Here is a 23,885-nt window from a genome sequence, read left to right as displayed (position 1 = left end):
ATAAACACTATGAGTACAATAATCTTAGGAATAGAATCTTCATGCGATGACACTTCTGCAGCAGTCATCAAGGACGGCTACCTGCTATCGAATGTCGTGGCCAGCCAGGCAGTTCATGAGGCTTATGGCGGGGTAGTGCCCGAATTGGCTTCACGTGCGCATCAACAGAATATAGTGCCGGTGGTGCACGAGGCGTTGAAGCGTGCCGGAGTTACCAAAGAGGAACTGAGCGCTGTGGCGTTTACGCGCGGTCCGGGATTGATGGGTTCTTTGTTGGTAGGCGTGTCGTTTGCCAAAGGGTTCGCCCGTTCTTTGGGTATTCCCATGGTGGATGTTAATCATTTGACAGGACATGTGTTAGCTCATTTCATTAAAGCGGAAGGTGAAGATAATGTGCAGCCTGAGTTTCCTTTCCTTTGCTTGCTGGTCTCCGGTGGAAATTCCCAGATTATTTTGGTGAAAGCTTACAATGACATGGAAATCTTGGGGCAGACAATCGATGATGCCGCAGGTGAAGCCATTGATAAATGTTCCAAGGTAATGGGTTTGGGTTATCCCGGCGGACCGATTATCGACAAGCTTGCACGCCAGGGCAATCCTAAAGCGTTTACTTTCAGCAAACCTCATATTCCGGGGCTGGATTACAGCTTCAGCGGACTGAAAACCTCATTCCTGTATTCGTTGCGGGACTGGATGAAAGATGATCCCGATTTCATCGAACATCACAAGACGGACCTGGCCGCTTCGCTGGAAGCTACTGTCGTCGATATATTAATGGATAAATTGCGTAAAGCCGCAAAGCAATACAACATAAAGGAAGTGGCCGTTGCAGGCGGTGTATCGGCCAATAACGGCTTGCGCAACTCTTTCCGCGAGCATGCCGAAAAGTATGGTTGGAATATATTCATTCCTAAATTCAGCTATACAACGGATAATGCCGCAATGATTGCCATTACCGGATATTTTAAGTATTTGGATAAGGATTTCTGCCCGATAGAGGCTCCGGCTTATTCACGTGTCACTTTGTAAGGTTCTATATATAATAAGGTATGAAACCGGAAGAGGAGATAGGAGAATTGTTGAAAGCGAAGAATTTGTCCCTTTCCACCGCTGAAAGTTGTACCGGCGGCGGAATAGCAGCCTTGATAACTTCGGTTCCGGGGAGCTCGGAGTATTTTAATGGCGGCATTGTAGCGTATTCTAATGAAATAAAGAAGGATTTGCTTCATGTTTCCGCCGAAACTCTGGCTGAATATGGCGCGGTGAGCCGGGAAACCGTTATCGAAATGGTGAAAGGTGCGATGAAAACGCTGAAAACGGATTGTGCGGTTGCCACCTCTGGTATTGCAGGTCCCGGTGGCGGTACACCGGAAAAACCGGTAGGTACGGTGTGGATAGCCGCTGCATATAAAAATGACATCGTAACCATGAAGCAGGAAGGAGACCGCGGAAGAGCGGGAAATGTACAGTCGGCTATTCAAAATGCCCTGTCGATGCTCTGTGACAAGCTAAAATGAGGAAAAAATGTTCTCGCACAATGAATTATTTTAGGAAAAACTTGTTTTGTAACGATAAAAGTGCTTACTTTGCGCTCTGTTTGAAATAAGTATAGATAAAAACTATAAAATAAAGATAGAAATGTCGAAGATTTGTCAAATTACCGGAAAGAAAGCCATGATTGGCAACAATGTTTCACACTCAAAGAGAAGAACAAAAAGAACCTTTGATTTGAACTTGTTTAACAAGAAGTTCTATTATGTAGAACAGGACTGCTGGATCAGTCTGAGCATTTGCGCTAACGGCCTGCGCATTATTAATAAAAAAGGTTTGGATGCTGCTTTGAAGGATGCAGTAGCTAAAGGTTATTGTGATTGGAAAAGCATTAAAGTAATTGGCTAAAAGTAGAGGAGAATACTGATTATGGCAAAGAAAGCAAAAGGTAACAGAGTACAGGTGATTCTGGAATGCACGGAACACAAGGATAGCGGTATGCCGGGAACTTCTCGTTATATTACGACGAAGAACAGAAAGAATACTACCGAGAGATTGGAATTGAAGAAATACAATCCGATTCTGAAGAGAGTAACAGTACACAAAGAAATCAAATAATAATAGTATAACCCCATGGCAAAGAAAACAGTAGCAAGTTTGCACGATGGTTCTAAAGAAGGTCGTGCTTATACGAAAGTTATCAAGATGGTTAAGTCTCCGAAGACCGGCGCTTACATCTTCGATGAGCAAATGGTTCCTAACGAAAAAGTACAAGACTTTTTCAAAAAATAAGATAAATGCAGTTGCTGTGAAGCACTGATTACTTATAAAGCTCCTCTCACCGAATCTATCGGTGGGGGGATTTTTTTGTTATTAAATCGCTTCAACTTTTATTATTTGTTAGTTTTGTTATATCTTTGTAGCATAATGTATTGTACAAAAAGGTAGACTATGGGATTTTTTAGTTTTTTCTCAAAAGAAAAGAAGGAAACGTTAGATAAAGGATTATCTAAAACAAAGGAAAGTGTATTCGGCAAGATAGCTCGTGCTGTGGCTGGAAAGTCGAAAGTGGACGATGAAGTGCTGGATAATCTGGAAGAGGTGTTGATTACTTCGGATGTGGGTGTGGAAACTACGTTGAAGATAATTGAACGTATCGAGAAGCGTGCCGCAGATGAAAAATATATGAACGCGCAGGAATTGAATATGATTTTGCGCGATGAAATCGCTGCTTTGTTGACTGAGAATAACTCGGACGATGTAGATGATTTTGAAACTCCGATTACGAAGAAACCTTATGTTATTATGGTGGTCGGAGTGAATGGCGTAGGAAAGACTACAACCATCGGTAAATTGGCTTATCAATTTAAGAAAGCCGGTAAATCTGTTTATTTGGGTGCGGCCGATACTTTCCGTGCGGCAGCGGTAGAACAGTTGGTGATATGGGGCGAGCGTGTAGGTGTTCCTGTTATAAAGCAAAAAATGGGTGCCGACCCTGCTTCCGTGGCATTTGATACTTTAAGCTCTGCGGTAGCCAATAATGCCGATGTGGTGATTATTGATACGGCCGGACGTCTGCATAACAAAGTAGGCTTGATGAATGAGCTGACTAAGATTAAGAATGTAATGAAAAAAGTCGTACCTGATGCTCCCAATGAGGTATTGCTTGTTTTGGACGGTTCCACCGGACAAAATGCATTCGAGCAGGCCAAGCAGTTTACTTTGGCTACGGAAGTTACGGCAATGGCTGTAACCAAGTTGGATGGAACGGCTAAAGGCGGTGTTGTGATAGGTATTTCCGATCAGTTCAAAATTCCGGTAAAATATATCGGTCTGGGAGAAGGTATGGAAGATTTGCAGGTGTTCCGTAAAAAAGAGTTTGTCGATTCGTTGTTTGGGGGAAATGCATGAAACGGAAAACCATTGATATTATAACATTAGGTTGTTCTAAAAATTTGGTGGATTCGGAGCATTTGATGCGTCAATTGGAAGAAGCGGGTTTTCATGTGACGCATGATGCCGAACGTCCGAAAGGACAGATTGCGGTAATTAATACTTGCGGTTTCATCGGTGATGCAAAGGAAGAGTCCATTAATATGATTCTTGAATTTGCGCAGGCCAAGGAAGAAGGGAGTTTGGAGAAACTCTATGTCATGGGCTGCCTGTCGGAACGTTATCTGAAAGAACTGGCCATTGAAATTCCTCAGGTTGACAAGTTTTACGGCAAGTTCAACTGGAAAGAACTGTTGCGGGATTTGGGCAAGGCATATCATGATGAACTGCACATAGAGCGTACATTGACCACTCCCCGGCATTATGCATATCTGAAAATATCGGAAGGATGCGACCGCAAATGTTCGTATTGCGCTATTCCTATTATTACGGGGCGGCATATATCGCGTCCGATGGAAGAAATTCTGGATGAGGTGAAATATCTCGTAGCTCGTGGAGTGAAAGAGTTTCAGGTTATTGCGCAAGAGTTGACCTACTATGGCGTGGATTTGTATAAAAAGCAGATGTTGCCCGAATTAATCGAAAGAATCTCCGAAATACCGGGTGTGGAATGGATACGCTTGCACTATGCCTATCCGGCTCACTTTCCTATGGATTTGTTCCGGGTAATGCGCGAACGTCCTAATGTCTGTAAATATATGGATATCGCTTTGCAGCATATCAGTGATAATATGCTGGATAAAATGCGCCGCCATGTAACTAAGGAAGAAACTTATCGGCTGATAGAAAAATTCCGTGAAGAAGTTCCCGGTATTCATTTGCGTACTACCCTGATGGTAGGGCATCCCGGAGAAACGGAAGCGGACTTTGAGGAATTGAAAGAATTTGTCCGCAAGGTGCGTTTCGATAGAATGGGTGCGTTTGCGTATTCCGAAGAAGAGGGAACGTATGCTGCGGCCCATTATGAAGATGTCATTCCCCAAGAAGTGAAACAAGCTCGTTTGGATGAGTTGATGTCTATTCAGCAAGGTATTTCAGCAGAACTGAGCGCGGCAAAAGTAGGTAAGCGGATGGATGTGATAATCGACCGTCTGGAAGGTGATTATTATATCGGACGCACAGAATTTGACTCTCCCGAGGTGGATCCGGAAGTATTGATTGAGTGCGGAGATAAGGTTTTGGAGATTGGTAACTTTTACCGGGTGGAGATAATAAACTCCGATGATTTCGACCTTTTTGGCCGAATTCTTTAAAGATTTTTTCTGAACTTCTTGTATATATGGGGAAGATTTGCTAATATAGCACCGTAGTTCACAATTTTAAAGCTTGGATTTTGAATAACAAAGAATTTACTTCTGAATTGTCACGACGATTGGGGTATACTTTAAAGGATACCTCGGAATTGGTTACATCTTTGTTGTCGGATATGACGCGGCAGTTGGAGGACGGGAATACGATTTCCGTACAAGGCTTTGGAACATTCGAAGTTAAAAAGAAAGCGGAACGTATATCTGTCAATCCTACAACGAAGCAACGTATGTTGGTTCCGCCGAAACTGGTGTTGACCTATAAGCCCAGTACGTTGTTAAAAGATAAGTTTAAGTAGTCTTTCTTTTAAAATCTCCCATATTATGAATGAAAAACTAAACATACAGGACTTGATTGACTTGCTGGCTGAAAAGCATGGCATGAGCAAGAAGAATGCTGATAGTTTTGTGAAGGAATTTTTCCAGTTGATAGAAGAAGCGCTGGAAAAAGACAAATATGTGAAGATAAAGGGATTGGGGGCTTTTAAGCTGATTGATGTGGAAAGCCGTGAAAGTGTCAATGTCAATACCGGAGAACGTTTTGAGATACAAGGACATACTAAAGTTTCGTTTACTCCGGAACCTGCTCTGAAAGATATTATCAATAAGCCGTTTTCGCATTTTGAAACGGTTGTGCTCAATGACGGCACTGTTTTGGAAGATACCCCTATAGATAGCGGCAATGAGGATGAGGAAGAAGCAGAGCAAAAGACAGAAGGGGGGGTGTCGGGAGAAGCTGAAGGTTCTCAAGGTGTGAAAGACGCCGTAAACGTGCCCCCGGTAGAAGTTGTACGGGAAGCAATTGCGGATATTCCTGAAGAAATAGAAACTCCGAAAGAAACTGAAAGTTTGGTGGAAACGAGTTCTTCGGAAGAAACGAAAAGTTGCTCGGAGGAAATTACTGTAAGTCCGGAAGAAAAAGCTGTGGAAACCCTTTCTGCCACTTCGGAAGAGGAGGTCGGTGTTGAAGAAACGAAAGCTGCGAAGACTGATGGACCGACGGAATCTTCTACAATGAAATACTTTATCGGCATTGTTGTTCTTGTTGTACTGTTGTGCGCGGGAACTGTCGTCTATTTGTATTATCCGGATCTGTTTGATAAATTATCAACCAAACCACCGGTAGAAGAAATTGTTGATGCCGAAGTCGATAAACAGACGGATGATGCCGCTTTAACAGATAGTATTGCCGATAAAGATACTGTAATTGTTGCAAAAGCGGATACGGTTTCGATGAAGCCTGCGGTGGAACCCGTAACCAAAAAGCCGGATGTATCGGCTGTTGTCAAAGAATCTGCCGCAGTTGCCGCACCTGTATCACAACCTAAAAAACAACCCGGAATCGCGTATGTTCCCGATTCCACCAATTATACTATCGTGGGAACGGAAACTACGTATACAATTAAGCCCGGAGAGACATTGACCAGAGTTGCCCTTCGTTTTTACGGTACTAAGGCGCTTTATCCATATATAGTAAAGCATAATCCGGGTGTTATTAAAAAACCGGATAATGTACCTGCGGGTACCACTATAAAGATACCGAAATTAGCGAAGAAGCAGTAAAAATATTACTGCTTCTTTTTTTGTTAAATACTAAACTCTATGAAAGTAGTTTAATCTAAAGGTTTCACATAGTTTTTTAATAAAAATTAGTTGCTATGGTTAATTTATTCCCGTACTTTTGGAAGCAAAATATAATTACCGGCGTTCAGTCGGGGTAAAATGAAAATTAAACATTAAAAATACATTGATTTATGGCTGAAACAATTGATATCCGCGAATTGAACGAGCGGATTGAAAGACAAAGTGCTTTCGTTACCAATCTTACTACGGGCATGGACCAGGTTATTGTAGGACAAAAGCACCTGGTAGAGTCGTTGTTAATCGGTTTATTGTCTGACGGACATGTATTGCTGGAAGGTGTGCCCGGTTTGGCAAAAACATTAGCAATCAAGACACTGGCTTCATTAATCGATGCGCAATATAGCCGCATTCAGTTTACGCCGGACTTGTTGCCGGCAGACGTTATCGGTACAATGGTTTACAGTCAGAAAGACGAGACTTTCCAAGTAAAGAAAGGTCCTGTGTTTGCTAATTTTGTCTTGGCAGATGAAATTAACCGTGCTCCGGCCAAAGTGCAGAGTGCTTTGCTGGAAGCCATGCAGGAGCGTCAGGTCACCATAGGTAAGGAAACTTTCAAGCTGCCCGAACCTTTCTTGGTACTTGCAACCCAGAATCCTATTGAACAAGAAGGTACATATCCATTGCCGGAAGCCCAGGTAGACCGTTTCATGCTGAAAGTTGTGATCGACTATCCTAAATTGGAAGAAGAAAAACTGATTATACGTCAGAATATAAACGGGGATAAGCTGAGTGTGAAGCCTATCTTGAAAGCTGACGAGATTATCGAGGCGCGTAAAGTGGTGCGTCAGGTATATCTGGATGAAAAGATTGAGAAATACATTGTCGATATTGTATTCGCAACCCGTTATCCGGAGAAGTACGATTTGAAGGAACTGAAGGATATGATCGGATTCGGCGGCTCACCCCGTGCGTCCATAAACCTGGCACTGGCTGCCCGCAGTTATGCTTTCATCAAACGTCGCGGTTATGTTATTCCGGAAGATGTGCGTGCTGTGGCACATGATGTACTGCGTCACCGTATCGGCTTGACTTATGAGGCTGAAGCAAGTAATATGACTTCGGACGAAATCGTCAGCAAGATATTGAATAAGGTTGAAGTGCCCTAACACGTGGCAAATGCATCCGAAACTCCGGGAATCAGCCGGCATAACCCCTGAGGTTTACACTCGTAATCCCCGGTTTTTTGCCAGCAAACCTTAGGCTTATAGGACGTAAACTTAAGGGTATTCCTGTCGGGAGCAAATGCTAAGGTCTTTTGTTAATGGGATTATTTTAAATAAATCAATGGAAACAACAGAACTCTTAAAAAAAGTCCGTCAAATTGAAATAAAGACACGCGGATTATCCAATAATATCTTTGCAGGCCAGTATCATTCGGCTTTCAAAGGTAGAGGTATGGCTTTCTCCGAAGTGCGTGAATATCAGTTTGGCGACGATATACGCGACATAGACTGGAATGTAACGGCCCGTTTTCATAAACCTTTTGTGAAGGTGTTTGAAGAAGAACGTGAACTGACTGTAATGTTGCTGGTAGATGTTTCCGGTAGTTTGGAATTCGGTACGGTAAAGCAGATGAAGAAAGATATGGTGACGGAAATTGCTGCTACGTTGGCTTTTTCTGCCATTCAGAACAACGATAAGATTGGCGTTATCTTCTTTTCAGACCGGATAGAAAAGTTCATTCCACCCAAGAAAGGGCGTAAACATATACTATATATCATTCGTGAGTTGCTCGATTTCCATCCGGAAAGTCGCCGAACCAATATCCGTCTCGGTTTGGAGTATCTAACGAATGTCATGAAGCGTCGTTGTACTGCTTTTGTTTTATCAGACTTTATCGATCAGGAGAGTTTTAAAAATGCCATGACTATCGCCAATCGTAAGCATGATGTCGTGGCTATCCAAGTATACGACCGTCGTGTGGAAGAATTGCCGGCCGTAGGTCTGATGAAAATAAAAGATGCGGAAACAGGACATGAGCAGTGGATTGACACTTCTTCGCGTGCTGTACGGCGTGCTCACCATGATTGGTGGGTAAACAAACAGGTGGAACTGAACGATACGTTTACCAAAAGCAATGTAGACAATGTGTCGGTACGTACGGATCAGGACTATGTTAAGGCATTGATGAATTTATTTGCGAAAAGAAATTAATCGGAAAATGAAAAGATATTTATTTCTGATAACATTATTGGCAGTATTGACGGGTAGGACAGTAGCCCAGTCGGTGACGGTGGATGCTACAATTGATTCCTTGCAAATCCTTATTGGAGAGCAGGCTAAAATTAAGCTCCAAGTATCATTGGACACCGATAAGCGTGCTATTTTTCCCGTTTATACCGATACTTTGGTGCGTGGAGTGGAGATTATCGATATAGCCAAGCCGGATACGCAAATGCTGAATGACGGCAGGCGCTCGCTGATTACCCAGGAGTATACTGTTACTTCCTTTGACTCGGCACTCTATTATTTGCCGCCAATGGAAGTGCTTGTCGATAATAAGGCATACCGTTCCAAGGCTTTGGCGTTAAAGGTGTATTCCATGCCGGTGGATACATTGCATCCCGATCAGTTCTTCGGCCCGAAACCGGTAATGAAAGCGCCTTTTGCGTGGGAAGACTGGTATATGGCTATCGCTTGTGCCGTACTGTTCACTCCGTTTCTGCTATTGCTTATCTACCTCGTGAAACGTATCCGTGATAACAAACCGATTATACGTAAGGTGAAAGTCGAGCCTAAATTACCGCCACATCAATTGGCAATGCAGGAGATAGAACGCATCAAGAGTGAGAAGGTATGGCAGAAGGGGCAGTCGAAGGAATATTATACGGAATTGACAGATGCTATTCGTACTTATATAAAAGATCGTTTCGGCTTCAATGCATTGGAGATGACTTCTTCTGAAATCATTGATAAGCTATTGGAAATGAATGATAAGGATGCGATATCCGATTTGCGTACTCTATTCCAGACCGCGGATTTAGTGAAGTTTGCCAAGCATAACCCGCTGATGAATGAGAATGACGCTAATTTGATTAATGCGATTGACTTCATCAACGATACGAAAGAGAAAGAAGATGAAAATGCTAAACCGCAACCTACTGAGATTACTGTTATTGAAAAACGTTCTTTGCGTACCAAGATATTGCTTGTCGCAGGAATTGTTGCTTTAGCGGCGGCTCTTGTCGGTTCTCTGGTATATATAGGTTTGGAGTTGTACAACTATTTTGCCTGATGCAAAAGTGGAAGTGCGCTTTAATCATAAATCGTAATTTGTAAAATTGTAAATATCATGGTTTTTGCCAATATTGAATATTTATTTTTGCTACTGCTGCTTATACCTTATATAGTATGGTATATCATGAAGAGGAAGAATAGTGAGGCTACGCTTCAGATTTCGGACGCTCGTGTTTATGCACATACCCCTAAGAGCTATAAGAACTATTTGCTGCATGCGCCGTTTGCATTGCGGATAATTGCTTTAGCGCTGATTATTATTGTTTTATCCCGTCCGCAAACTACCGATAGCTGGCAGAATAGCGAAATAGAGGGTATTGATATAATGCTTGCTATCGATGTTTCTACCAGTATGTTGGCCGAGGATTTGAAACCTAACCGCTTGGAAGCGGCCAAGGATGTGGCGGCCGAGTTCATTAATGGCCGTCCGAATGATAATGTCGGTATCACGCTGTTTGCCGGAGAGAGTTTTACGCAGTGTCCGCTGACGGTAGACCATGCCGTTCTGCTGAATTTGATAAAAGACGTAAAGTGTGGTCTTATCGAGGATGGTACGGCAGTGGGAATGGGTATTGCCAATGCGGTTACCCGACTGAAAGACAGTAAAGCCAAATCTAAAGTAATCATTCTATTGACAGACGGTACGAATAACAGAGGAGAGATATCTCCGTTGACGGCCGCCGAGATAGCAAAAAGTTTTGGTATCCGTGTTTATACTATCGGTGTAGGAACCAACGGTATGGCTCCATATCCTTATCCGGTAGGCGGAACCGTGCAATATGTCAATATGCCGGTTGAGATTGATGAAAAGACTCTGACACAAATTGCCGGAACAACGGATGGCAATTATTTTCGTGCTACGAGCAATTCGAAGCTGAAAGAGGTATATGAGGAAATAGACAAGCTGGAGAAAACGAAACTGAATGTAAAAGAATATAGTAAACGTCAGGAAGAATATCGTTGGTTTGCGCTGGCGGCTTTCTTGTGTGTGCTGTTGGAAGTTTTGTTGCGTAACTCTATATTGAAGAAGATACCGTAATAATTGCAGACTTTTCCTCTGATATATTTTGTATCGTACGCAAATTTAGTAAATAGTAAATTAGTAAATAAGAAGATGTTTCGATTTGAAGAACCTGCATATTTGTACTTGTTGCTGTTGTTGCCCTTGTTGGCAGCCTTCTACTTATATTCCAATTATCGGCGGCGAAAGAATATCCGTAAATTCGGTGACCCGGTACTGATGGCACAGCTGATGCCGGATGTATCCAAATACCGTCCGGATGTGAAATTTTGGATGGTGTTTGCTGCTATCGGACTGTTTGCCGTACTGTTGGCTCGTCCCCAGTTCGGTTCTAAACTGGAAACAGTGAAGCGTCAGGGAGTGGAAGTGATGATTGCATTGGATATTTCCAATTCGATGTTAGCGCAAGATGTGCAGCCCAGCCGATTGCAGAAGGCGAAGAGACTGGTGGCACAGTTGGTGGATAAAATGGAAAATGATAAGGTAGGTATGATTGTATTTGCAGGTGATGCATTTACGCAACTTCCTATCACAAGTGATTATATATCAGCCAAGATGTTTTTGGAATCCATTGATCCGTCATTGATTTCTAAACAAGGTACGGCAATTGGGGCAGCCATTAATTTAGCCTCCCGCAGTTTTACGCCTCAAGAAGGTGTAGGGCGTGCGGTGATTGTCATAACTGATGGTGAAAACCATGAAGGTGGTGCGGTAGAAGCTGCCAAAGCTGCTGCCGAGAAAGGTATTCAGGTGAATGTACTTGGTGTGGGTATGCCCGAAGGAGCACCTATTCCGGCGGAAGGAACCAATGATTATCGTCGTGACCGTGACGGGAATGTGATTGTAACCCGCCTGAACGAACAGATGTGTCAGGAGATAGCGAAGGCCGGTAATGGTATTTATGTGCGTGTAGACAACACAAACGGCGCTCAAAAGGCGATTAGTCAGGAAGTCAATAAAATGGCGAAGGCTGATGTGGAAACACAGGTATATACAGAATTCAATGAGCAATTCCAGGCTGTGGCATGGATTATTTTATTGTTATTATTGGCTGAAATGCTGATATTGGAACGTAAGAACCCTTTGTTCCGTAATATTCATTTATTTTCCAATAAGAAATGATGCGTATGTTACAGAAGAGATATATAGGATTGGTTTTACTGCTGTTGATGGCAGTTACGGCTTCGGCTCAAAAAGCCGAACGTGATTTTATTCGTAAAGGAAACCGCTTTTTCAAAGACAGCGTGTATGTCAATGCTGAGGTGAATTACCGTAAGGCATTGGAAGTGAACCCTCAGTCTACAGTTTCTATGTTTAATCTTGGAAATACACTGGCGCAGCAGAATAAGTTGCAAGAGGCTATGGAACAATATGTTGCTGCCACGAAAATGGAAAAGAACAAGGATGGATTGGCTCAGATTTATCATAATATGGGAGTGATTTTTCAGTCGCAAAAGGATTATGCAAAGGCGGTAGAAGCATACAAACAGTCATTGCGTAATAATCCGAAGGATGATGAAACACGTTATAATTTGGCTTTGGCTCAGAAGATGTTGAAAGACCAGCAGCAGAACCAGCAAAATCAAGATCAAAATCAACAGCAGCAGAAGCAAGATCAACAAGAGGATAAGCAAGAGCAGAATAAAGACCAGCAACAGAATAAAGATCAGCAACAACCACCTCAGCCGCAGAAAAAGGACAATGAGATGTCTAAAGAAAATGCCGAACAACTTTTGAATTCTGTGATGCAGGATGAAAAAGACGTACAGGATAAGGTTAAAAAACAGCAAGTTATCCAAGGTGGTCGTTTAGAAAAGGATTGGTAATAAATATAATAAGAAATATATATGAGAAAAATAGTTTTCTTATGGATGGCACTGATGATAGTCAGTATACATGCTTTTGCCGATGGTAAGGTATCGTTTACTGCGTCTGCCCCTGATGCTGTGGCGGTAGGTGATCAGTTCAGGCTATCATATACAGTGACTACACAGAAAGTGAGGGACTTCCGGACTCCTTCCATAAAAGGATTTGATGTGCTTATGGGGCCGAGTCGTTCCCAACAAAAAAGTGTACAGATTATTAATGGGGAAACAACCTCTACCAGCAGTATTACATTTACATACATTTTAATGGCTACTGCAGAGGGGAGTTTTACTATTCCAGGGGCCACTATAACGGCTGAAGGTAATCAGATGGTTTCCAATTCTGTACACATAAATGTACTTCCTGCCGACCAAGCGGGCGGGGGAGCTTCCGGAAATGGTGGAAGACAAAGCGGTTCGACAAGCCGTGCTTCATCAGGAACGTCAGTTTCAAATAGTGATTTGTTTATTACTGCTACGGCCAGTAAGACAAATTTATATGAGCAAGAGGCGTTCTTGTTGACGTATAAGATATATACTTTAGTGGATTTGCGTGGTTTTGATAATGTGAAACTTCCTGATTTTAAGGGGTTTCATTCGCAAGAAGTAGAACTGCCTAATGACCGCAAGTGGAGCCTTGAACATTATAAAGGAAGAAACTATCAAACAACTGTATATCGCCAATTTGTACTATTTCCGCAACAATCGGGAAAGATAACCATCGATGCGGCGCGCTTTGACGCATCGATAGCTAAAGCTACTCATGTAGACGATCCTTTTGAGGCATTTTTCAATGGTGGTAATAATTATGTGGAAGTAAAGAAAACGTTAGTGACTCCTCAATTGACAGTTGACGTGAAAGCTTTACCGGAAGGTAAGCCCGCAGGGTTCTCTGGCGGAGTGGGAGAGTTCAGTATTTCTTCTTCTATAAATAGCACGAATGTTAAAACAAATGATGCTGTTACAGTGAAGCTTGTTATTTCCGGTACAGGTAATTTGAAATTAATTTCTACTCCGGAAGTAAAATTCCCTGAAGACTTTGAAGTATATGATCCGAAAGTTGATAATAAGTTTCGTTTGACAAATGCCGGGCTTTCAGGTAGCCAGGTAATTGAGTATCTTGCTATTCCCCGTAATGCGGGAACGTATAAGATTCCGGCTGTGAAGTTCAGTTATTTTGATATTAAATCTCGGGAATATAAGACTTTAACAACCGAGGAATATGAGCTTCATGTTGAAAAAGGTAGCGGTAATGCCGCTCAAACTATTGCCAACTTCACTAATAAGGAAGATTTAAAGGTTCTGAATGAGGATATACGTTATATTAAGCAGAATAACGTAACGCTTTCTCAGAAGGGTGACTTTTTCTTTGGCTCTTTGCTTTGCTGGTTATTCTATATTGTGCCTGGTATTGCATTTATCCTATTCTTTGTTATTTATCGTAAACAAATTGCTGCCAATGCCAATGTTGCTAAAATGCGTACGAAGAAAGCAAATAAAGTAGCTGTAAAACGTATGAAGCTGGCTGGTAAATTATTGGTTGATAATAAGAAAGATGCCTTTTATGATGAGGTTTTGAAGGCATTGTGGGGGTATATTAGTGATAAGTTGAGTATTCCGGTTTCACGTTTGTCTAAAGATAATATTGAAGGGGAACTTCGCAAATATGGTGTGGATGAAGTATTGATAAAAGATTTCCTTGATGCATTGAATAATTGTGAGTTTGCCCGTTTCGCTCCCGGAGATGATAATCAGGCCATGGATAAGGTTTATTCGGACTCTTTGGAAGTTATCAGCAAAATGGAAAACTCTATAAAACATTAATTGGGAGGACACAATAATGAAGAAAATAATATCCTTAACCTTGAGTTTTTTAATGGTGTTAGTTGTCTGGGGACAAGATGTAGCCACAGAAGATACTTTGGCTGTTGCTAAAGATTCTGTTTCCATAGGCTCACATACAGAATTCGCTGCGACTAAACTGTCAGATGATAATGTAACAAAAGCACAAGGTGATAGTGCATATATGCGAAATGATTATGCTTCTGCTATTCAAATTTACGAGAGTCTGTTGACAAAAGGGGAAGCGGCCGAAATCTATTATAATTTAGGTAATAGCTATTATAAAACTGATGATATAGCCAAAGCTATTTTGAATTATGAACGCGCTTTGTTGTTGCAACCGGGAAATGCTGATGTGCGTGCGAATTTGGAGATTGCACGTTCTAAAACGATAGATAAGGTCGTTTCAGTACCTGATATCTTTTTTGTTACTTGGACTAAATCTTTGATAAATTGCTTAAGTGTAGATGCTTGGGCTAAATTAGGCGTCGCATTTTTTATTCTTCTGCTTGTATCCTTTTCTCTTTTCTTCTTTTCCAAACAGATCGTATGGAAGAAAAGTGGATTTATTGCGGGAATTGTATTCTTAATATTTGTTGTATTAAGTAATGTTTTCGCTTCAGAACAAAAAACAGAGTTGATGAATAGAAATAATGCCATAATCTTGTCTCCAAGTGTCACAGTACGTAGTACTCCTAGTGAGAGTGGTACTAGTTTGTTTGTTCTGCATGAGGGACATAAAATTGAAATTAAGGATAATTCTATGCGTGAGTGGAAAGAAATTCGTTTAGAAGATGGTAAAGTGGGATGGGTTCCTGCTTCTGCAATAGAAGTGATTTAGGATAAGCTTATAGCTGAATATAAAGCCCGTATGATATGTAAAAGAAAACAGGTTTCTTTTACTTCATGCGGGTTCTTTTTGTATTTATGGAAATGTTAAACATATAATGGAAAAATACAAGTAAATAGTTTGTTTTATCTTTTTTTTTCCTTAAGTTTATAGCGTGATAAAGAAATATCCAAAGTATTAACCATTAAATTTATGAATATGAGAACAATAACATTTAATGAACTCCGTAAGATCAAAGACTCATTACCTAGCGGTAGTATGCATAGAATAGCCGATGAACTCGGACTTAACGTTGACACTGTAAGAAATTTTTTTGGTGGTCATAACTTTAAGGAAGGTAAAAGCGTTGGGATTCATTTGGAACCCGGTCCGGATGGCGGTTTAGTAATGATTGATGATACTACCGTTCTTGACCGGGCTTTAAAAATTTTAGACGAAATGACAGGTGAAACTGCTGAACCCGTTCAGGCTTAAGAAGAGAGAGTAAAAAGGATCCCAATTGCTGAGAAACAATTGGGATTTCTTGTGTGTTTTATAAACGATATAATAAGATGACTTATGGAAGATAAATTAGTAACATTAGCGATTCTGACGTATGCCAAGGCACAGATACTGAAGAATGTCCTTGAGAATGAGGGTATTGAGACTTACATCCATAATGTGAATCAGATACAGCCGGTTGTATCTTCCGGGGTACGTGTCCGTATAAAAGAAAGTGACTTACCGCATGCTCTGAAAATCACTGAAAGCTCAGCATGGCTGTCTGAAGAAGTAGTAGGAGAGAAGGCCCCTAAAATAGAGAAAGGAAGTAACAAGGTTGTGATTCCTGTCGATTTTTCAAACTATTCGTTGAAAGCCTGCGAATTCGGCTTTAATTTTGCAAAAAATATAGATGCTGAAGTTATTTTACTTCATGTTTACTTTACACCTATCTATGCGACATCATTACCATACGGTGATGTGTTTAATTATCAACTGAGTGATGAAGAAAATGTAAGAAACATATTGCAAAAGGTGCATTCGGATTTAAACGCTTTGTCCGATAAGGTAAAAGCTAAAGTCGCTTCCGGAGAATTTCCTGATGTAAAGTATACTTGTGTTTTAAGGGAAGGTATTCCGGAAGAAGAAATATTGCGCTATTCTAAAGAAAACCGTCCAAGGATTATTATCATGGGTACACGTGGTAAAAATCAAAAGGATATTGATTTGATTGGTAGTGTAACGGCCGAAATTATTGAACGTAGCCGTGTACCAGTTTTAGCTATTCCTGAGAATACACCCTTTAAGCAGTTTAGCGAAGTCAAGCGTATCGCATTTATTACAAATTTTGATCAACGTGATTTAATTGCTTTTGACTCATTGATTAATAGTTTGAAACCATTTCATTTTTCCGTATCTTTAATACATCTCGCTGATGTAAAGGATACTTGGAATGAGATAAAGTTAGGTGGTATTAAGGAGTATTTTCAAAAACAATATCCGCAATTGGATATTTACTATGATGTGGTGAAAAATGATGATTTTCTTAATAGCTTAGATAACTATATTAAAACCAACCAGATAGATATTATTACATTGACATCATATAAACGAAATATATTTTCTCGTTTATTCAATCCAGGAATTGCCAGAAAGATGATTTTTCATTCTGATACGCCATTATTGGTTATCTATGGACAGCCTTAATTTATCTAACATTAATAAGTACTTATACAGAATAAGGTCTTTATTTTAGATCGAATCTTTTTATTTATAATCACGATTATGTTTAATATATCAAGGAGATTACTAAAAAAAGAAATAACTACTCCTCTCATAGAATATCACTATAAATAAAATATGTAAAAGAGAGATAGCGCAAAATGTGAGCTATCTCTCTTTTTATTATTATTGCATCATCTTATCAATTTCATCGAATTCCGGACCCATTTGCAAGTTATAGTATACTCTGTACAGTCCATTCAACCATAAATCTTTCTGATCAGGTTTCAGTTCTCTTGCTTTTTCATAATTAGGTCTAGCCTTTTCATAGAAAACTTTCAGTGTAGCTTGATCTTCTTTGTATTTCGGATCATTGACATCAGTAGTAGCCTTCTCTGAGAAATCCTGTGCTTGCAAGCAATAGATTAAACCTAAATTAGAATATGCTTCTGCGTAGTTAGGATCTACTTCAATAGTCTTTTTGTAGAACTCAATAGCTTTATCATAATCTTTCATGTTATGATAAAGATATCCTTTTACATACAAATAAAATGTATTATTAGGATCCTTAGCCAGCATATCATCTGCAAACTGCATTGCTTCGTCAAACTTATTGTTATTGCTATAATAATCAATCAGATGGCCGAAGAAGAATGAATGTTCAGGATACTTTTGAATACCATCTTTCAAGGAAGCAATCCATTTGATAGTATCGCCTTGAGCTTTCAATGCTGTAGAAATAAATTCCATGGCATATTTACCCACTTCTTTATCTTCTTTTGCATAAGGAGCATATTTCAGCACACTTGGATAATCTTCCATTTTGGCTGCAGCTAAGCTTGCATAATAAGCAATTTGAGGCAATACGGTATCTGTTTGAAGCAGATTTTCTTTTTCAAACATCGGATTAATGGCAACATCTACATAAGTTGCAAAGAAATCGAGTGCTTCTTTGTTCTTATCCAGATTAAAGAATTGGATACCGCCATTAATCAAATTAGGACGTGCGGCTAATATAGCAGCACTATTAGATTTTCTGTATTTGTTTTTGATTTTACCTTTTTCATTAGGAATTTGTGCAAGCTCATCACATTTAAAGTAGTATTTGCACATGTTCAATGCGCTGTTGTACACTTTAAGAGTATCATAAGGTTTTCTCAAATATGCATTCTCCATTTCCTTCTCATTGATTCTCTTTTGGATAAATCCTGCTACATCCCATGTCTCAGCGTTGTCCTTAGTCTCGGCATTCGTCAAGGCTCCATTGATAAGTTTCTCTGCTTGGGCAAAGTTTGGTTTTACTTCGTTGGCAATGCTTTTAGCTTCTTTTACGTTCTTCTCCTGAGCAAAAGTGAAGCCGGCAGCAAGCAGTAAAACCATTGAAAATAGTACTCTTTTCATGATTGTAGAAAATTTTAAATTAATATTATGTCTATTCTTCATTTTCATTATTTATTTCGTTTTGAGGGGCTTCTGATGCGGTGTCATCTTCTTCTGCGATAATATCCTCTTCATTTTCGGAGGTAACCTTACATACGGAACCGATCTCGTCATTACGCTTTTCAAGATTTATCAGTCGTACTCCCTGGGTGGCACGTCCCATGATGCGGACATCAGCTACTTTCAGACGGATGGTGATACCTGATTTATTGATAATCATTAAATCATTCTCATCTGTTACAGACTTGATTGTTACCAGCTTACCGGTCTTATCGGTAATATTCATGGTTTTTACGCCTTTACCGCCACGGTTTGTCTTACGATAATCCTCAATATCAGAACGTTTACCATATCCTTGCTCTGACACAACCATGATAGTTTCGGCTTCAGGGTCTTTGATGCAAATCATTCCAACAACTTCGTCTTGTCCGTCTTCATCAAGTGTCATACCACGTACGCCGGTAGCTGTACGTCCCATTACGCGTACTGCGTTTTCGTGGAAACGAATAGCGCGTCCGTTACGATTGGCAATGATAATTTCATTGTTACCGTTAGTCATGCGTACCTCGATTACGCGGTCGTCTTCACGAATAGTAATGGCATTGACACCGTTTTGGCGAGGACGGGAATATTGTTCGAGCAATGTTTTTTTAATAACACCATTCTTTGTGCAGAACAGTACATAATGGCTGTTGATGAAATCCTGGTCGTTCAGGTTCTTCACGCGCAGATATGCATTTACGGCGTCATCAGAGTCTATGTTCAACAGGTTCTGAATGGCACGTCCCTTGGAGTTCTTCGTTCCTTCGGGTATTTCATAAACCTTCAGCCAATAACACTTACCTTTTTGAGTGAAGAACATCATGGTATTGTGCATTGTTGCAGGATAAATATGCTCTACAAAGTCCTCATCGCGTGTTTCTGTTCCCTTAGAACCTACCCCACCGCGGTTTTGCGCGCGGAATTCGCTTAACGGCGTACGCTTGATATATCCCATGTGAGAAATGGTGATAATCATTTCGTCATCCGCATAGAAATCTTCCGGATTGAATTCTTCCGATGAATAAACGATTTCAGAACGGCGTTCATCACCGTATTTATTTTGAATCTCGATTAATTCATCTTTGATAACCTTGCGGCAAAGCTCATCGTTAACGAGGATTTCTTCCAAATAAGCAATCTGCTTTTGGATTTCCTCATACTCGGCATGAAGTTGATCCTGCATAAGTCCGGTTAGCTGACGCAGACGCATTTCTACAATGGCACGTGATTGAATTTCAGTCAATTCAAAGCGTTCCATCAGCCCGCTGATTGCGTCATTCGGAGTTTTGGCGGCACGGATGATTTTGATTACCTCGTCAATATTGTCCGATGCGATAATCAACCCCTCTAAAATATGAGCGCGTTCTTTAGCTTTACGTAAATCATATTGTGTGCGGCGGATAACTACGTCGTGACGATGCTCTACGAAATACTTGATAAGGTCTTTCAGGTTTAATAAACGGGGACGTCCATGTACCAATGCCACATTGTTTACACCGAAAGATGTCTGCAACAATGTCATCTTGTAGAGCTTGTTCAGTACTACGCTGGCGTTGGCGTCACGCTTCACGTCGATGACGATACGCATGCCTTCACGGTCAGACTCATCATTGGCGTTGGAAATGCCCTCTATTCTCTTTTCGTTGGCCAAATCGGCAATAGATTTGATTAATTCGGCCTTATTCACTCCGTAAGGAATCTCGGTGACGATAATCTTGTCGTGAGTGGAAGTTGTCTCAATCTCCGCTTTGGCACGCATTACGACACGTCCGCGACCTGTCAGATAGGCTTCGCGCACACCGCTCATGCCATAGATATAACCGCCTGTCGGGAAATCGGGAGCTTTGACATAAGTCATTAAATCCTCGATGTCAATATCGTTATTGTCAATGTATGCGATGCAGGCGTCTATCACTTCGGATAGATTATGAGTCGGCATATTTGTGGCCATACCTACAGCGATACCGGAAGCACCGTTTACGAGTAGATTTGGAATGCGGGTAGGCATTACGGTCGGCTCCAGTAACGAGTCGTCGAAGTTGGTTTGCATATCAACAGTCTCTTTATCAAGATCCTGCATCATTTCTTCTCCAATCTTCTGCAAGCGACATTCCGTATAACGCATGGCGGCTGCGCTGTCACCGTCTACAGAACCATAGTTACCTTGTCCGTCTACAAGCATGTAGCGCATAGCCCAAGGCTGTGCCATACGGACGAGAGCTCCGTACACGGAAGAGTCACCGTGCGGGTGATATTTACCTAATACCTCACCGACAACTCTCGCAGATTTCTTATAGGGTTTATCCGACGTATTTCCCAGTCCCATCATACCGAAAAGAATTCTTCGGTGAACAGGTTTAAAACCATCTCTAACATCCGGAAGGGCACGTGAAACAATGACCGACATAGAGTAGTCAATGTACGAAGACTTCATTTCCTCCTCGATGTTAATCTTTATAATTCTGTCTTGTTCAAGCATTTAAAAAGATTATTAATTATACATTTGCGGGTTTGTGAAAAACCACGCTAAAGTACTGCTTTTTTACGATATACAAAAGTTTTCCCTCATAAACTTTGTTGCAGAATTCCAGGCTTACGGCCTTGTTAGGGTATCCTCTTCCCTACTGAATATATAACCGGTTAAGAATAAGATAGATACGGGTACCAAACAAATACCACCCTTTGGAACACGGTGTACCTTACTAAGGTACGAGCCGTACCAAGCTCAGGTACATGAAGTTTCTTAGGTTGGTACATCGAATACCAACCGTTGGTACGGGCGGTATCATCGTGCATTATAATATAAGGTGTAGAAGGGAAAATCGGTAGATTATGATTTATGGCACGGGATTTGTATATTATTAAATCAGTTTATGGTACGCGATATAAAGAAATGCGTATCTTTGTAAATTCAAAACCTTTAATTAAGGAGATAAAAAATATATGAACAATCAATTTTCACAAAGAGTTTCTGATATTATAACTTATAGCAAGGAAGAAGCTAACAGACTGAGAAATAGATATATCGGTCCGGAGCATCTTCTACTCGGCATGTTACGTGACGGCGGTGGAAAAGCTATCGAGATATTGATGAGACTCGATATAGATTTGAAGCAAGTAAAAAAACGCATTGAAAGCTTCTTGAAGGATGCCGAAGATGACACCCTGTTACCCGATGCGGATGTACCATTGTCGCCAATGGCCGCTAAAATATTGAAGATGTGTATGCTGGAAGCGCGTATTTTAAAGAGTGCGACCGCTGATACCGAACATGTGCTATTGGCCATATTGAAAGATGGAGATAACCTGGCCGCTACTGTTTTGGAAGAAAACCAAGTAAGTTATCAATCTGTATTCGAACAGCTTACCATGCAGTCTACTAATCCGAATGCAGGTATGGGATTTCCGGAAGAAGAGGAAGATGATGATGAAGACATGAATATGTCCCATTCTTCTCGCAATGCAGGACAGGGAGCGGCTTCTTCCGCGCAGACTGCATCGAAGAAGCCTTCCAACGATACTCCGGTCTTGGATAACTTCGGTACGGACATGACCCGTGCCGCAGAAGAAGGCAAACTTGACCCTGTTGTAGGACGTGAACGTGAGATAGAACGTTTGGCGCAGATATTGAGCCGCCGTAAGAAAAACAATCCTGTATTGATTGGTGAGCCGGGTGTCGGTAAATCGGCCATCGTAGAGGGGCTGGCATTGCGCATCGTCCAAAAGAAAGTATCCCGCATCTTGTTTGACAAGCGAGTGGTAATGCTCGATATGGCCTCTGTTGTGGCCGGAACCAAATACCGCGGACAGTTTGAAGAGCGTATTCGTTCCATTATCAATGAGTTGCAGAAGAATCCGAACGTAATCTTGTTTATCGATGAGATTCACACCATTGTAGGCGCCGGTGCTGCTGCAGGTTCTATGGATGCGGCTAATATGTTGAAACCCGCTTTGGCTCGCGGTGAAATACAGTGTATCGGCGCTACCACTCTTGATGAATACAGGAAGAATATCGAGAAAGACGGTGCTTTGGAGCGTCGTTTCCAAAAGGTTATAGTGGAACCCACTACATCGGAAGAGACTCTTCAGATACTGAAGAATATAAAAGAGAAGTACGAGGACCATCATAATGTGAGCTATACAGACGAAGCGTTAGAAGCATGTGTCAAGTTGTCAGAGCGTTATATAACTGACCGTAACTTTCCGGATAAGGCCATCGATGCTTTGGACGAAGCGGGTTCGCGTGTGCATCTGACGAATATCAATGTTCCCAAAGAGATTGAAGAACAGGAAAAGCTGATAGAGGACGCACGTGTGTTGAAGGCCGAAGCCGTAAAGTCACAGAACTTTGAATTGGCTGCCAGCTATCGGGATAGAGAGAAAGAACTTTCCGCTCGTTTGGATGAAATGAAAGCGGAATGGGAAGCTCGTCTCAAAGACGACCGCCAGACTGTCGGTGAGGAAGAAATTGCCAATGTCATATCCATGATGTCCGGCGTTCCGGTACAACGTATGGCTCAGGCGGAAGGCCTTAAGCTTGCGGGCATGAAAGAAGACTTACAGGCAAAGGTTGTAGCTCAAGATGCTGCAATAGAGAAACTTACCAAAGCGATTCTACGTAGTCGTGTAGGCCTGAAAGACCCTAATCGTCCTATCGGAACGTTTATGTTCCTCGGCCCTACCGGTGTGGGCAAAACGCATTTGGCCAAACAATTGGCTAAATACATGTTCGGCTCCAGCGATGCGCTGATACGTATTGATATGAGTGAGTATATGGAAAAGTATACGGTATCGCGTATGATTGGAGCGGCTCCGGGCTATATCGGTTATGAGGAAGGCGGACAGTTAACGGAGAAAGTACGTCGGAAGCCTTATTCCATAGTACTGTTGGATGAAATCGAGAAAGCTCATCCGGATGTGTTCAATATCTTGTTGCAGGTATTGGATGAAGGACGTCTTACTGACAATTATGGCAGAACAATTGACTTTAAAAATACAGTCATCATCATGACTTCAAATATCGGTACCCGCCAATTAAAGGAGTTCGGCCGTGGCGTAGGTTTTGCGGCACAGGCACGTACGGATGATAACGAGCACTCACGCAGCGTGATTCAGAAAGCATTGAACAAAACCTTTGCTCCTGAGTTTCTGAACCGTCTGGATGAAATCATAACGTTTGACCAACTCTCATTGGATGCCATCACGAAGATTGTAGATATAGAGTTGCAGGGCTTATATGAGCGTGTTGAAAACATTGGTTATAAGATGGTTGTGGATGATGAAGCCAAGAGATTCCTTGCTGCCAAAGGTTATGATGTACAGTTCGGCGCCCGTCCGTTGAAGCGTGCCATTCAGAATTATCTGGAAGACGGACTTTCGGAGCTGATTATATCTGCCGGATTACAGCCCGGTGATACGATTTGTGTCTCTACCGATAAGGAAAAAGACGAGTTGAGTATAACCAAAGCGTAACAAGCTTTTATAATAAAACA

General features: G+C 41.4%; 22 protein-coding genes. 20 read left to right on the top strand and 2 right to left on the bottom strand.

The window, feature by feature from the left end:
• Window positions 1-9: 9 nt before the first annotated feature.
• The 19 genes from tsaD (at window position 10) to BHV73_RS07765 (ending at window position 16,896) form a co-directional block, all read left to right on the top strand.
• On the top strand, window positions 10-1,029 hold the full coding sequence (tsaD, locus tag BHV73_RS07855) for a tRNA (adenosine(37)-N6)-threonylcarbamoyltransferase complex transferase subunit TsaD (RefSeq protein ID WP_087411979.1): 1,020 nt from the start codon (window positions 10-12) through the stop codon (window positions 1,027-1,029).
• Window positions 1,030-1,049: 20 nt separating this feature from the next.
• Entirely contained in the window at window positions 1,050-1,517 is a 468-nt protein-coding gene (locus tag BHV73_RS07850) for a CinA family protein (protein WP_087411978.1), read from the top strand.
• Window positions 1,518-1,638: 121 nt separating this feature from the next.
• Window positions 1,639-1,899, top strand: coding sequence for a 50S ribosomal protein L28 (gene rpmB / locus BHV73_RS07845; RefSeq protein ID WP_004291052.1), 261 nt, complete (start codon window positions 1,639-1,641; stop codon window positions 1,897-1,899).
• Window positions 1,900-1,920: 21 nt separating this feature from the next.
• Window positions 1,921-2,109: a 50S ribosomal protein L33 gene (rpmG, locus tag BHV73_RS07840; protein ID WP_002560155.1), complete on the top strand. Its 189-nt coding sequence runs from the start codon at window positions 1,921-1,923 to the stop codon at window positions 2,107-2,109.
• 15 nt (window positions 2,110-2,124) lie between these two features.
• Window positions 2,125-2,283, top strand: coding sequence for a DUF4295 domain-containing protein (locus BHV73_RS07835; RefSeq protein WP_005654275.1), 159 nt, complete (start codon window positions 2,125-2,127; stop codon window positions 2,281-2,283).
• A gap of 159 nt (window positions 2,284-2,442) precedes the next feature.
• Window positions 2,443-3,402: a signal recognition particle-docking protein FtsY gene (gene ftsY / locus BHV73_RS07830; RefSeq protein WP_009120879.1), complete on the top strand. Its 960-nt coding sequence runs from the start codon at window positions 2,443-2,445 to the stop codon at window positions 3,400-3,402.
• Window positions 3,399-4,697, top strand: a complete 1,299-nt coding sequence (rimO, locus tag BHV73_RS07825; RefSeq protein ID WP_118468383.1) for a 30S ribosomal protein S12 methylthiotransferase RimO — start codon at window positions 3,399-3,401, stop codon at window positions 4,695-4,697. Before ftsY ends, rimO begins: the two co-directional genes overlap by 4 nt.
• A gap of 80 nt (window positions 4,698-4,777) precedes the next feature.
• Complete coding sequence (locus BHV73_RS07820; RefSeq protein WP_022219080.1) at window positions 4,778-5,050, top strand: HU family DNA-binding protein; 273 nt, start codon at window positions 4,778-4,780, stop codon at window positions 5,048-5,050.
• Window positions 5,051-5,075: 25 nt separating this feature from the next.
• On the top strand, window positions 5,076-6,314 hold the full coding sequence (locus tag BHV73_RS07815; RefSeq protein ID WP_087411976.1) for an HU family DNA-binding protein: 1,239 nt from the start codon (window positions 5,076-5,078) through the stop codon (window positions 6,312-6,314).
• Between the two features lie 191 nt (window positions 6,315-6,505).
• Entirely contained in the window at window positions 6,506-7,501 is a 996-nt protein-coding gene (locus tag BHV73_RS07810) for an AAA family ATPase (RefSeq protein ID WP_009120883.1), read from the top strand.
• Window positions 7,502-7,679: 178 nt separating this feature from the next.
• Complete coding sequence (locus BHV73_RS07805) at window positions 7,680-8,549, top strand: DUF58 domain-containing protein (RefSeq protein ID WP_022219081.1); 870 nt, start codon at window positions 7,680-7,682, stop codon at window positions 8,547-8,549.
• A gap of 7 nt (window positions 8,550-8,556) precedes the next feature.
• A complete protein-coding gene (locus BHV73_RS07800) occupies window positions 8,557-9,630 on the top strand; it encodes an ETRAMP family protein (protein ID WP_087411975.1) in 1,074 nt (357 codons plus the stop codon).
• Between the two features lie 57 nt (window positions 9,631-9,687).
• On the top strand, window positions 9,688-10,671 hold the full coding sequence (locus tag BHV73_RS07795; protein ID WP_009120886.1) for a vWA domain-containing protein: 984 nt from the start codon (window positions 9,688-9,690) through the stop codon (window positions 10,669-10,671).
• Between the two features lie 75 nt (window positions 10,672-10,746).
• Entirely contained in the window at window positions 10,747-11,775 is a 1,029-nt protein-coding gene (locus BHV73_RS07790) for a VWA domain-containing protein (protein ID WP_009120887.1), read from the top strand.
• Entirely contained in the window at window positions 11,772-12,479 is a 708-nt protein-coding gene (locus BHV73_RS07785; RefSeq protein ID WP_087411974.1) for a tetratricopeptide repeat protein, read from the top strand. Before BHV73_RS07790 ends, BHV73_RS07785 begins: the two co-directional genes overlap by 4 nt.
• A 21-nt stretch (window positions 12,480-12,500) precedes the next feature.
• Window positions 12,501-14,342, top strand: coding sequence for a BatD family protein (locus BHV73_RS07780; RefSeq protein WP_022219085.1), 1,842 nt, complete (start codon window positions 12,501-12,503; stop codon window positions 14,340-14,342).
• A gap of 16 nt (window positions 14,343-14,358) precedes the next feature.
• Entirely contained in the window at window positions 14,359-15,201 is an 843-nt protein-coding gene (locus tag BHV73_RS07775; RefSeq protein WP_009120890.1) for a tetratricopeptide repeat protein, read from the top strand.
• A gap of 201 nt (window positions 15,202-15,402) precedes the next feature.
• Window positions 15,403-15,684, top strand: a complete 282-nt coding sequence (locus BHV73_RS07770) for a hypothetical protein (RefSeq protein ID WP_009120891.1) — start codon at window positions 15,403-15,405, stop codon at window positions 15,682-15,684.
• An 84-nt stretch (window positions 15,685-15,768) separates the two neighbouring features.
• Window positions 15,769-16,896, top strand: coding sequence for a universal stress protein (locus BHV73_RS07765; protein WP_009120892.1), 1,128 nt, complete (start codon window positions 15,769-15,771; stop codon window positions 16,894-16,896).
• A gap of 201 nt (window positions 16,897-17,097) precedes the next feature.
• Here the strand turns inward: BHV73_RS07765 and BHV73_RS07760 are convergent, their stop codons facing one another.
• Together BHV73_RS07760 and gyrA are read right to left on the bottom strand one after the other, a co-directional pair.
• Entirely contained in the window at window positions 17,098-18,360 is a 1,263-nt protein-coding gene (locus BHV73_RS07760) for a tetratricopeptide repeat protein (RefSeq protein ID WP_009120894.1), read from the bottom strand.
• Window positions 18,344-20,872 carry a DNA gyrase subunit A gene (gyrA, locus tag BHV73_RS07755; RefSeq protein ID WP_009120895.1) on the bottom strand — a complete coding sequence of 843 codons (2,529 nt, stop codon included), beginning with the start codon at window positions 20,870-20,872 and terminating at the stop codon, window positions 18,344-18,346. Before gyrA ends, BHV73_RS07760 begins: the two co-directional genes overlap by 17 nt.
• A 464-nt stretch (window positions 20,873-21,336) precedes the next feature.
• Between gyrA and BHV73_RS07750 the strand changes: the two genes are divergently transcribed.
• Complete coding sequence (locus tag BHV73_RS07750; protein WP_087411972.1) at window positions 21,337-23,865, top strand: ATP-dependent Clp protease ATP-binding subunit; 2,529 nt, start codon at window positions 21,337-21,339, stop codon at window positions 23,863-23,865.
• Window positions 23,866-23,885: the final 20 nt, after the last annotated feature.

This window comes from Bacteroides sp. 44_46 (assembly GCF_001915465.1).
Classification (GTDB): Bacteria; Bacteroidota; Bacteroidia; order Bacteroidales; family Bacteroidaceae; genus Bacteroides; species Bacteroides clarus.
The sequence above is the reverse complement of the archived record's forward strand: the minus strand, read 5'-3'. Positions and strand labels throughout refer to the sequence as shown.

What these genes read in the sequence shown, in the direction of transcription:
- BHV73_RS07835 (WP_005654275.1), top strand. Translation starts at nt 2,125, where the DNA reads ATGGCAAAGAAAACAGTAGCAAGTTTGCACGATGGTTCTAAAGAAGGT.
- BHV73_RS07765 (WP_009120892.1), top strand. Translation starts at nt 15,769, where the DNA reads ATGGAAGATAAATTAGTAACATTAGCGATTCTGACGTATGCCAAGGCA.
- gyrA (WP_009120895.1), bottom strand. Translation starts at nt 20,872, where the DNA reads ATGCTTGAACAAGACAGAATTATAAAGATTAACATCGAGGAGGAAATG.
- BHV73_RS07760 (WP_009120894.1), bottom strand. Translation starts at nt 18,360, where the DNA reads ATGAAAATGAAGAATAGACATAATATTAATTTAAAATTTTCTACAATC.
- BHV73_RS07750 (WP_087411972.1), top strand. Translation starts at nt 21,337, where the DNA reads ATGAACAATCAATTTTCACAAAGAGTTTCTGATATTATAACTTATAGC.
- rpmB (WP_004291052.1), top strand. Translation starts at nt 1,639, where the DNA reads ATGTCGAAGATTTGTCAAATTACCGGAAAGAAAGCCATGATTGGCAAC.
- rimO (WP_118468383.1), top strand. Translation starts at nt 3,399, where the DNA reads ATGAAACGGAAAACCATTGATATTATAACATTAGGTTGTTCTAAAAAT.
- BHV73_RS07795 (WP_009120886.1), top strand. Translation starts at nt 9,688, where the DNA reads ATGGTTTTTGCCAATATTGAATATTTATTTTTGCTACTGCTGCTTATA.
- BHV73_RS07770 (WP_009120891.1), top strand. Translation starts at nt 15,403, where the DNA reads ATGAATATGAGAACAATAACATTTAATGAACTCCGTAAGATCAAAGAC.
- BHV73_RS07775 (WP_009120890.1), top strand. Translation starts at nt 14,359, where the DNA reads ATGAAGAAAATAATATCCTTAACCTTGAGTTTTTTAATGGTGTTAGTT.
- BHV73_RS07805 (WP_022219081.1), top strand. Translation starts at nt 7,680, where the DNA reads ATGGAAACAACAGAACTCTTAAAAAAAGTCCGTCAAATTGAAATAAAG.
- rpmG (WP_002560155.1), top strand. Translation starts at nt 1,921, where the DNA reads ATGGCAAAGAAAGCAAAAGGTAACAGAGTACAGGTGATTCTGGAATGC.
- BHV73_RS07800 (WP_087411975.1), top strand. Translation starts at nt 8,557, where the DNA reads ATGAAAAGATATTTATTTCTGATAACATTATTGGCAGTATTGACGGGT.
- BHV73_RS07810 (WP_009120883.1), top strand. Translation starts at nt 6,506, where the DNA reads ATGGCTGAAACAATTGATATCCGCGAATTGAACGAGCGGATTGAAAGA.
- BHV73_RS07815 (WP_087411976.1), top strand. Translation starts at nt 5,076, where the DNA reads ATGAATGAAAAACTAAACATACAGGACTTGATTGACTTGCTGGCTGAA.
- ftsY (WP_009120879.1), top strand. Translation starts at nt 2,443, where the DNA reads ATGGGATTTTTTAGTTTTTTCTCAAAAGAAAAGAAGGAAACGTTAGAT.
- BHV73_RS07785 (WP_087411974.1), top strand. Translation starts at nt 11,772, where the DNA reads ATGATGCGTATGTTACAGAAGAGATATATAGGATTGGTTTTACTGCTG.
- BHV73_RS07790 (WP_009120887.1), top strand. Translation starts at nt 10,747, where the DNA reads ATGTTTCGATTTGAAGAACCTGCATATTTGTACTTGTTGCTGTTGTTG.
- BHV73_RS07780 (WP_022219085.1), top strand. Translation starts at nt 12,501, where the DNA reads ATGAGAAAAATAGTTTTCTTATGGATGGCACTGATGATAGTCAGTATA.
- tsaD (WP_087411979.1), top strand. Translation starts at nt 10, where the DNA reads ATGAGTACAATAATCTTAGGAATAGAATCTTCATGCGATGACACTTCT.
- BHV73_RS07850 (WP_087411978.1), top strand. Translation starts at nt 1,050, where the DNA reads ATGAAACCGGAAGAGGAGATAGGAGAATTGTTGAAAGCGAAGAATTTG.